Here is a 9,150-nt window from a genome sequence, read left to right on the forward strand (position 1 = left end):
TTCTATCAGTGCTGGATACGTGGATCAGCCCATTTCAGGAGTAAATCTGCAAGGAGGTTGCCGACAATCAGCATTACTGCCCCCATCATGAGGCTGGCCATGACGACATAGATATCTTGGGCAGTTACCGCCTGTAAAATGAGCCGACCGAGACCCGGCCAGTTAAAGAAAAACTCGGCAATAAAGGCACCACTGAGGAGGCTGGCAAATTCAAAGCCCAACAGGGTAATGAGGGGGTTCACCGCATTGCGTAGGGCATGGACATAGATCACCCGTGATTCGGGCAGTCCCTTGGCGCGTGCCGTTTGAATATAGTTTTGCCGCAGCACATCCAGTAAATTACCCCGCATCAACCGTTGTAAACCTGCAAAACTGGTGAGGGTGAGGGCGATAGTCGGTAAAATCAGGTGCCAGCCAATATCGAGAACTTTTCCCCACCACGGTAGCTCATCGTAAAAGAGGCTGGTCATGCCCCCCACCGGAAACAAAGGGGTACTTTGGGCAAGAAAGAGCAGCAAGAGGGCGGTAATAAAACTGGGAAACCCTTGGCCAATGTAGCTAATGACCCGCAGCAGGCGATCGCTCCAACGATCTTGAGTTACTGCTGCCCAAATTCCCAAAGGAATGGCTAATCCCCATGTGAGGAGAATTGAACTAAAAGAGAGCAGGAGAGTGGCGGGTACGCGCTCCCACAGGAGGGAGGCCACCGATCGCTGATAGACAAAACTAGTCCCGAAGTTGCCATAGCGAATAATCTGCCACAGCCAGCGAAAGTATTGCTCTACGGGGGATTTGTCAAGGCCGAATTGGCGCTCCAATTCCTGCAAGCGTTCCAAGGAAATCTGGGGGTCTGCCTTGAGATTGTCGAGATAGTTTCCCGGTGCCAACTGCATAATGGCAAAACTCAACGCAGAGGCCAAGAGCAGCGTGATCAGGGCTTCCCCCACGCGTCGCAAAATCAGGCGGCTTGTTTCATTCCCTAGGCCTTGGCCAATGGATTTGAGCATGGCTTATTTAGAGGCCAGCACGGCATCAATGGCCGCTTTCAATTCGGCTTCACTGAGTTGGGTGACAACAAAGACTTCCTGCACGCTTTTGCCGCGCCGCGCAATCACTTTAAACCCACCTTTGATGGGCACCGAGACCCGTAGGTGGAGATGGGGGGATTTACCTTTGACGGGAGCAATGACACCGGGCGTGAGCGTACTAATCCCCGCCACTTTGGCCAATTTTTCCAAGACGGGAATCAAGCCTTCAATATGGGTAGAGTGATTCAGGACAACCCGACCAGTTGCTGCTGCCATTGTTAAGGTAACCACCGTGCTTGCAAGCCGGGTGCCAAGGGTTGTGGCATCCCAACAATAATCTTACCTTGATTTAATTCTAGGGGGAAGAGCCAAATTTGATGCTGTTGAGGGGGGAGTTGACGCGGTGGTGGGGGTGATGCTTGGGGGTCAGTGGGGAGTTCTGCCAGATCCCTGGGGCTTGGGTTAACTGGGGCAGTCTCGCTATATAGATCGGTATTGTCCACCACGTCGGGAATTTCCCGTCCCTCAACATAATCAACGGCCAATGCACGGCCATCGGGTGCCAAACTGAGGTAGAGTTCCTGCTGCGGGTCAAAATCTTTGAGCTTGAACAATTCCTTGGTTTTCAAATCAAAAAGGGCAAGATAGGGAATTTCGCGGTAATCGCCTTCCCCTTCAATGCGGGTGAGGATGGCATAGAGAAATTCCCCCTTGGGGTCAAATTGACCGGCAATGATTGAGCCATTGATGGTTAGCAGTTCCCTATGCTCGCCAAAGATGTCCACCACATAGAGCGATCGCGAAAAGTTGGGGTTAAACTTCACCGCTGCCACTTGTCGCCCATCCCGGCTAAAATCCAGCACCATGCCATACTGGGGCAAAAAATCAAAGTCACTCTCACCATTGCCGGGTTCTAGGGGCACAATCGCTAACCCCTGCCCTTGGGCAATGATTAAATGCTGGTTGTCGGGGGCAATGCGAAAATCACCAGCGGCCGCTTGGTTGAGCCGCCGAGGCTGAAAATTTTCATCGAGGAGCCAGAGGGAGCTATCCGCAGGCTGGAGACGATTCACCCGCTGAACAACGATTTTGCTGCCGTCATTGGCCAACTGAAAGCGCAGGTTTTGATACTCGCTGTTGTCAAGGATCAGGGAAATTTCCCCCACAGGTCGAGGTTGCCGGCGCGGAGTCTCAGGGGCATTGAAGTGTAGCCCGGTAGTAACGGTGTACAGTTGGGGGTCAAAGCCCATTTGCTCGCCTCGCTCGCCGGCACTAAAGAGAATGCGATCGCCGGCAGGATAGGGCTGAAAATCAAACACCCGTAGATTGGGGGGAGTGAGGAAGGTCTTCTGCTGCAGCGTCAGGTTATAGAGGATGAGGCGCCCCTCTTCGGCCCCGGAGCCAAGATAGACCAGCACGCGATCGCGACTGCGAAACTGTCCCTGAAAGGGTTTGATCGGTTTCCCTTGGGGCACAGAAACGGCCTCCTCGAGGGAGACTTTGAAGGTTTGACCGTAGGGAATCGGCTGCGTCAGCGTGTAGGCAAAACGGCGCCCCGACCAACTGGCCTTGCCCTCAAGGGGTGGCTCAATCTTGAGATGCTCCGCCACCGATGACCAATCCATCAGCCGATTAAAGGCGAGGATAAAGGCGCGATCGTCGGACCCCACATCGCGGTTTTGCCATGTAAAGTCCCGCACTTGGGCTTGGGTGCGATCGCCCCCCAACAACAGCAAAAGGGTCAGCACCAGCGCCACAAGGAACACACTCAAAGCAGCGCGATCAAGGGGCTGAGGAAAGGAGTGAGAACGCATCAGCAGGAACGGTCACACAGCAACAGGCGTACTATACCAGAGGGCCTCAATTTGCTGGATCACGGGTAGGGCTGCCGCCGGTTCTGCCAACAGCACCGTAAGATGACCCAACTTGCGACCTGCGTAGGTTTGACTTTTACCATACCAGTGAAGGTTCGCGTGCGGGAGAGCCGCCAAGGCCTGACATTTTGCTCCATAGTCAACCTGCGGTTCGGCTAAGCCTAGGAGATTCACCATGACCGCTGCCGGTACCCGCATGGCGGGACTGCCCAAGGGTTGGCCACTGATGGCGCGCAGGTGCTGCTGAAACTGACTGGTGACACAGGCATCAAGGGTGTAATGACCGGAATTATGGGTGCGGGGGGCAATTTCATTCACTAGTACCTCACCCGTGGCCGTGAGGAAAAACTCAATGCCAAAAATACCCACAGCATCAAGGGCCGTTAGGATTTGGCGGGCAATCTGCTGAATTTGCTCACTCACTTGGGGGTTAACCGGGGCAGGAGCAATTACCCAGCGACAGATGGCGTCCACCTGCTGCGTTTCCACCACGGGATAAAGGACCATCTCCCCTTGGGGCGATCGCGCTGCCATGATGGCCAATTCTTTGACATAGGGCACAAAGGCTTCCACCAAAAACCCTTGGGGCGGGATGTCTGGCCAACGCCGCTGAAACTGCTGCCATGCCTGCTCATCGGGGATGATAAATGTTCCTTGGCCGTCATAGCCGTGGCGACAGGCCTTAATTACACAGGGTAAGATGGGGGGGCGATCGCCCAAATAGCTAAAGGCCGGTACAGGAATCCCCAGTTGCTGCAAAAAGTGCCGCTGCTGGTACTTGTCCAAGAGGGGGGCGAGGGAAGCAAGGCGGGGATAAAAACAAACCCCCTGCTGTTCAAGGCGCTGCAACCCCTCGAGAGCCACAAATTCATTCTCAAAGGTCACCACATCAACCTGCTTAGCCAGTTGTGCGGTTGTTGCCACATCGGCGATCGCCCCATAGCAGACCCCCTCAGCAACCGCGACGGCTGGATCCGTTGCCGCAGGCGTTTGTACCCACAGCGAGAGTCCCATTTCCTTGGCCGCCAGCCCCAACATCCAAGCCAACTGACCGCCACCAATCACCCCAATTTTGGTTACTGTGTTCACGCTTCCGGTAATCGACTCAACGGAACCTATTGTCCTACATCAATGATCCTAGGGTTCTATGCTTTGTATCCCCTAGAGGGCAAGTTGCACAAACCAAACGCTGGGATCATCACCCACCGCGAATTCAAAATTCAATTTGCGGCAAATACGAATCATGCCCTCGTTGTCCTTGAGAACATAGGCGTGGATGGCACTTAGCCCCTCATCGCGGCCAATTTGAATCAAGCGGTGTAGCAATTCAGTCCCAAGGCCTTGCCGCTGCCAGCGATCGCTAATCAACATCGAAAACTCGGCTGTATTGCTAAAGTGATCCTTACTGAGGCGAGCGGCACCAATAATTTGCGGTTCACTGGCGCCTTGATGCTCCACCACCAGAGCCATCTCGCGATCGTAGTCCACAAAACAGATGCGCACCAAGCGATCGTGGGCAACCCGCTGCGACAACTTCATCAGGTGGAAATAGCGCAAATAGACACTCTGCTCCGAGAGGGTGGCATGGTACTGCCGCATCAGGGGTTCATCCTCTGGCCGAATTGGCCGAATCAGGACCGGGGTGCCATCGCGCAACTGCCACGGACTGACGTATTGGGTGGGATAGGGACGAATGGCGGGCTTGACAAAGGTGCTTTCCTCTTTGTGGAGCACAATGCGGGCATCCAAGGCCATCAGACGATCGGGGGGTGCTACCAAGAGGGGGTTGATGTCAATTTCCTTGATCCACGGCTGCTCCACCACCAGCAGGCTAAAGCGCACCAGCAGATCTTCTAATAGGGCAAGGTTGACGGCCGGCCAGCCCCGCACCCCGGCAAAGGCACGGGAGATTTTCGTTTGCTGAATCAGGCGGCGTGCCAAGGTGGTGTTTAAGGGGGGAAGGGCGATCGCGGTGTCTTCGAGGACTTCCACCAACTGTCCGCCCGTACCAAAGAGAATCACCGGCCCAAACTGGGCATCGGTGGAACTGCCTAGAATGAGTTCAAACCCCCTCCATGGGATCATCGGTTGCACAGTGACGCCGGCAAAATGACCTGCGCCAGCAGCAGTGGTGACATTTTTCTCAATCTGTTGGTAGGCGGTAATGACCGCAGCGGCATCAGGAAGATTGAGGGCAACACCCCCGACATCGGTTTTGTGGGTAATTGTGGGCGAATAGAGCTTGAGGACCACAGGATACCCTAGGCGATCGGCGGCAGCCACTGCTTCTGCCTCACTGCGAGCCATACAGGTTTCCACTACTGGCAGGCCATAGGCAGCCAGAACAGCCTTGGCTTCCCACTCTGTCAATAGGGTGCGCCCTTCATTGCGCACTTGCTCAAACAGTTGACTCACAGCCTCCCGATCCGGGGGGGTGGTGGTTAGGGGCAGCGAGGGGGTTTGGTAAAGGGCCTGCAAGTGATCGCTATAGCGCCACATATAACTAAAGATGCGGGCAGCGGTATCGGCATAGGCGTAGGTGGGAATGCCCGCCTGATTGAGAATCGCTTCTCCCCCTTTGACCGTTGTGCCCCCCATCCAACTAGCCAGAATCGGCTTGGCACCACTGGGACGGTTTTTGGCATAGGTAGCCAGATCTTGGGCGATCGCCAGCGAATCCGTCATTGCCTGGGGGGTGAGCACCACCAGCAGGCCATCACTGTTGGCATCAGTTTCACAGTGCTGCAGTGCCTTGAGGTAGCGATCGGCAGTGGCATCCCCCAAAATATCCACGGGGTTGCCGTGGCTCCAAGCGGGGGGGAGCACTTGATTCAATGCCTGTAGCGTCTCCCCAGAGAGGGAACTGAGTTTACCACCCGCCCGAATCAGAGCATCGGTAGCCAAGACGCCGGGGCCGCCAGCGTTGGTGAGAATCGTCAGATGGGGTCCTTTAGGGCGCGATTGCTTATCCAAGACCTCTGCCATGTCAAACAAATCTTCAATGGTTTCCACCCGCAGCACCCCACAGCGTTCTAGTGCTGCATCCACCACTGCATCGGATCCCATCAATGCCCCTGTATGGGAAGCGGCGGCCTGAGCGGCGGCGGCAGTGCGTCCTGCTTTAATGACAATAATCGGCTTGACATAGGCCACTTCCCGCGCGGCGGAGAGGAACGATCGCGCATCCCCCAAAGATTCCATGTAAATAACAATGCAGCGGGTTTGTGGGTCATCGCCTAGGTAGTAAATGAGGTCCCCCCAGCCCACATCCAGCATCGTGCCAATGGAAACAAAAGCACTAAAGCCGACATTCTCCTGAAGGCTCCAATCCAAAATCGAAGTGCACAGAGCGCCACTTTGACTCAGAAAGCCGACATGACCCGATCGCGCCATTGTCGCGGCAAAGGTGGCATTCAGCCCCGTGGGCGGACACATCACCCCCAAACAATTGGGACCAATAATGCGCATCCGCGCCCGACGGGCGATGGCTAAAATCTCTTTTTCAAGGGCCAGACCCGCCGCCCCCACTTCCCGAAATCCCGCCGAGACAATAATTGCCCCTTTCACACCCACTGCTGCACACTCGGCAACCACCGTTGGTACTGTAGCTGCAGGGGTGGCAATGACTGCGAGATCAACCGCTTCGGGGATAGCCGTCACACTGGCATAGGCCTTGATGCCCAACACAGAACTGCGGCGTGGGTTAACCGGAAAAACCGTGCCGCCAAAGGGGGTTTGAATCAGATTCCAGAGAAGGGTGCGGCCAACACTGCCTTCTTTTTCACTAGCACCGATGACAGCAACACTTTTGGGGGCAAAGAGGGGACGCAGGGGCTGATGACCGGCGCGCCAAATATCGTAGGCCGTGGTTCGTGTCATGCTGTTACTCGCGTTACAGAGGGTGAGAACTGAGCCACCTCTACTCTAGCGAGGGCAATCGCCCCTGGTTACGCTTCGTTACGCTGGGTGCACTTCCCAGTCACAGCCCTTCTCGCCGGTGCGCCAGAGCCGCAGATGAAAGCGACTGTCGCCAACCCGCAGATGACGGATGTGGAGTTCCTCGATACTGGCGGGCAACAGGGGCTGATACACCAAGAACTTGCCTTGGCAGGCATCCACCAGCGGCCAAACCATAATCTGGATGAACTGGAAAAGACTGCCGGTCGCCCAAGCTTGGGGAGAGCAGGCCACGGGATATTGCACCGGTTGGGGATAGGTCTGGCGATCGAAGCCACAGAAGAGTTCTGGCGGGCGCAGATCTGGTTGGCGACACACCATCTCAAAGAGCGTCTCCACCAAGGTCAGGGCAAAGTCACTATCACCAATGGCGCGTAGTCCCAAGGCAATGAGACTGGTATCGTGGGGCCAGACTGACCCTAAATGATAGCCAATGGGATTGTAGGCGGGGGAGGTACTGCTGAGGGTACGGATGCCCCAACCGTTAAAGAGATCAGGTAGCCGCAGGCGTTGCCCTACTCGCTGGGCTTTCTCGGGGTCACAAATCCCCGTCATCAAGCACTGACCCGCATTGGAGGTGAGGCTATCCACTGGCCGACCATCGCCATCGAGGGCAAGGGCATAGAAACCCTCTGATTCCAGCCAAAAGTCACGGTTGAAGCGGTCTTTGAGGGCAGCGGCCTCGTTTTGCCAGCGATCGCCCCACTCGCCATAGCCAAAGTCTCGAGCAAGGGCACTCAGACGGGTTTTGGCGGCATAGACGTAGCCTTGGACTTCACAGAGAGCAATGGGACTGTGAGCCAGTTGACCGCGACGGTTGACAATGCAATTGCTAGAATCTTTCCAGCCTTGGTTGTCAATGCCTTTGGCTGCTTGGCGATTGTAGGTGAGATAGCCCGTGGCTGCCATTTGCTGATCAATCCAATTCATCGCCGCAAGGGCATGGGGCCATAACTGCTCTACGGTGGCGCGATCGCCCGTCCAATCGGAGTAGTCGGCATAGAGCATCAGCCAGAGGGGCGTGGCATCCACGGTGCCGTAGTAGGGCGTATGGGGGATTTCGCGGTTGCGCGCCATTTCGCCAAAGCGCAGCTCGTGGAGAATTTTCCCCGGTTGCTCATCGCGCTCAGGACAGACCTGTTTCCCTTGGTAATGGGCAAGAGTGCGCAGCGTATCACGGGCAATTGCCGGATTCAAGATCAGCGTTTGCATTGCGGCAATAATCGAGTCGCGACCAAAGAGCGTCGCAAACCAAGGAATACCCGCCGTCAAGACCTTGCCGTGACCAAAGGACTGCAACAGCATATAGAGATCCGCCATCCCCCGCCGCAGGATGCGATTCCACTGGGGGTTTGAGGTCACAATTTCCGTACAGTCTGACCACCATTGTTGCCGTTCCTGTTGCGCCGCTTGATCGGCAGCCGCTAGGGAGGAAGGCACAGGGACATGGGCTGTGGGTGCCCCATTGGTAAAGGGACGGACGCAATAATGAATGCTGCGGTAGCCTTGGGGTTCCAGCTTAAGGTGCCATGTGGCGGTGGTGTCATCAAGACGGTCGGGGGGAGTGCCCAAGAACTGCACTTGGGTCTCCATGAGGGCACCATCAAGGCCTTGGTAGGCAAAGCAGAGATCGGCACGTCCCTTAGTGTGGCGCAATTCACAACTGACGGGCTGCAATGTCTGTCCCCGCTGCGGGCGACCACTGCCGTATTGGCGAATTTCAAATAAATCTTGAAAGTCTGCCGCAAAGGTCAGTTGAATATCCACCCCTACGGGCTGTACTTGGTGGTTGGTAATCAAAATTGTTTCAAAAAGGGCACCGCGCACAATGAGGCATCGTTCGATCGCCAATGCTTCCGCTGGTACATCGGGTTGTTTGGGGTTGGTACACACCACCTTGAGGGCATGGCTACCCGTACAGTGAAAACTCAGCAGCACCGGGCGATCGCCCCCCACCCGCAACTCCGCTTGACTTAGGAAGCGGGTATCTTGGCAAAATAGCCCCGTAATCGCGGTTTGCTGTTCGTCATTGCAGATATTGCCCAACTCATCACAGATGAGCAACACATCATCATCTTTGAGGACGGGAACGGTTTTGGGGTGGGTTTGAATCTTGGTGGCAGGCAGGGGCGGGGCGACAATCGGAATGTAATCGCGCCCGTACAGGGAAACGACATCAGTCTCCATGGATGCAGCAGCGGTCTCTCTTTAGAAGGAATAATTTTGGCTCATTTTCTAGATCTTCCCGCAGTCCTCGGGCGATCGCAATAAGTAGATATATGGAAAGTTAT

The 9,150-nt window shown here is 55.6% G+C and carries 6 protein-coding genes; all 6 read right to left on the reverse strand.

Translation table 11 applies throughout. The features are described from left to right. Positions 1-5: 5 nt before the first annotated feature. The 6 genes from IGQ15_RS11100 to IGQ15_RS11125 all read right to left on the reverse strand — a co-directional run bounded on the left by IGQ15_RS11100 (position 6) and on the right by IGQ15_RS11125 (position 9,046). A complete protein-coding gene (locus IGQ15_RS11100; RefSeq protein WP_297051751.1) occupies positions 6-1,007 on the reverse strand; it encodes an ABC transporter permease in 1,002 nt (333 codons plus the stop codon). Between the two features lie 3 nt (positions 1,008-1,010). Then, the gene (locus IGQ15_RS11105; protein WP_363315854.1) at positions 1,011-1,304 is read right to left on the reverse strand and encodes a DUF2103 domain-containing protein; all 294 of its coding nucleotides are present in this window, start codon (positions 1,302-1,304) and stop codon (positions 1,011-1,013) included. 2 nt (positions 1,305-1,306) lie between these two features. Beyond that, positions 1,307-2,842 (reverse strand): hypothetical protein, encoded by a 1,536-nt coding sequence (locus IGQ15_RS11110; protein ID WP_297051755.1) that lies wholly within the window; start codon positions 2,840-2,842, stop codon positions 1,307-1,309. Positions 2,843-2,854: 12 nt separating this feature from the next. Further along, on the reverse strand, positions 2,855-3,991 hold the full coding sequence (locus IGQ15_RS11115) for a 5-(carboxyamino)imidazole ribonucleotide synthase (RefSeq protein WP_297051757.1): 1,137 nt from the start codon (positions 3,989-3,991) through the stop codon (positions 2,855-2,857). A 72-nt stretch (positions 3,992-4,063) separates the two neighbouring features. After that, positions 4,064-6,781 carry a bifunctional acetate--CoA ligase family protein/GNAT family N-acetyltransferase gene (locus tag IGQ15_RS11120; RefSeq protein WP_297051759.1) on the reverse strand — a complete coding sequence of 906 codons (2,718 nt, stop codon included), beginning with the start codon at positions 6,779-6,781 and terminating at the stop codon, positions 4,064-4,066. Positions 6,782-6,859: 78 nt separating this feature from the next. After that, positions 6,860-9,046, reverse strand: coding sequence for an amylo-alpha-1,6-glucosidase (locus IGQ15_RS11125; protein ID WP_297051761.1), 2,187 nt, complete (start codon positions 9,044-9,046; stop codon positions 6,860-6,862). Positions 9,047-9,150: the final 104 nt, after the last annotated feature.

The organism is Thermosynechococcus sp. M98_K2018_005 (assembly GCF_015295825.1).
GTDB lineage: Bacteria > Cyanobacteriota > Cyanobacteriia > Thermosynechococcales > Thermosynechococcaceae > Thermosynechococcus.

What these genes read in the sequence shown, in the direction of transcription:
- IGQ15_RS11110 (WP_297051755.1), bottom strand. Translation starts at nt 2,842, where the DNA reads ATGCGTTCTCACTCCTTTCCTCAGCCCCTTGATCGCGCTGCTTTGAGT.
- IGQ15_RS11100 (WP_297051751.1), bottom strand. Translation starts at nt 1,007, where the DNA reads ATGCTCAAATCCATTGGCCAAGGCCTAGGGAATGAAACAAGCCGCCTG.
- IGQ15_RS11125 (WP_297051761.1), bottom strand. Translation starts at nt 9,046, where the DNA reads ATGGAGACTGATGTCGTTTCCCTGTACGGGCGCGATTACATTCCGATT.
- IGQ15_RS11120 (WP_297051759.1), bottom strand. Translation starts at nt 6,781, where the DNA reads ATGACACGAACCACGGCCTACGATATTTGGCGCGCCGGTCATCAGCCC.
- IGQ15_RS11105 (WP_363315854.1), bottom strand. Translation starts at nt 1,304, where the DNA reads ATGGCAGCAGCAACTGGTCGGGTTGTCCTGAATCACTCTACCCATATT.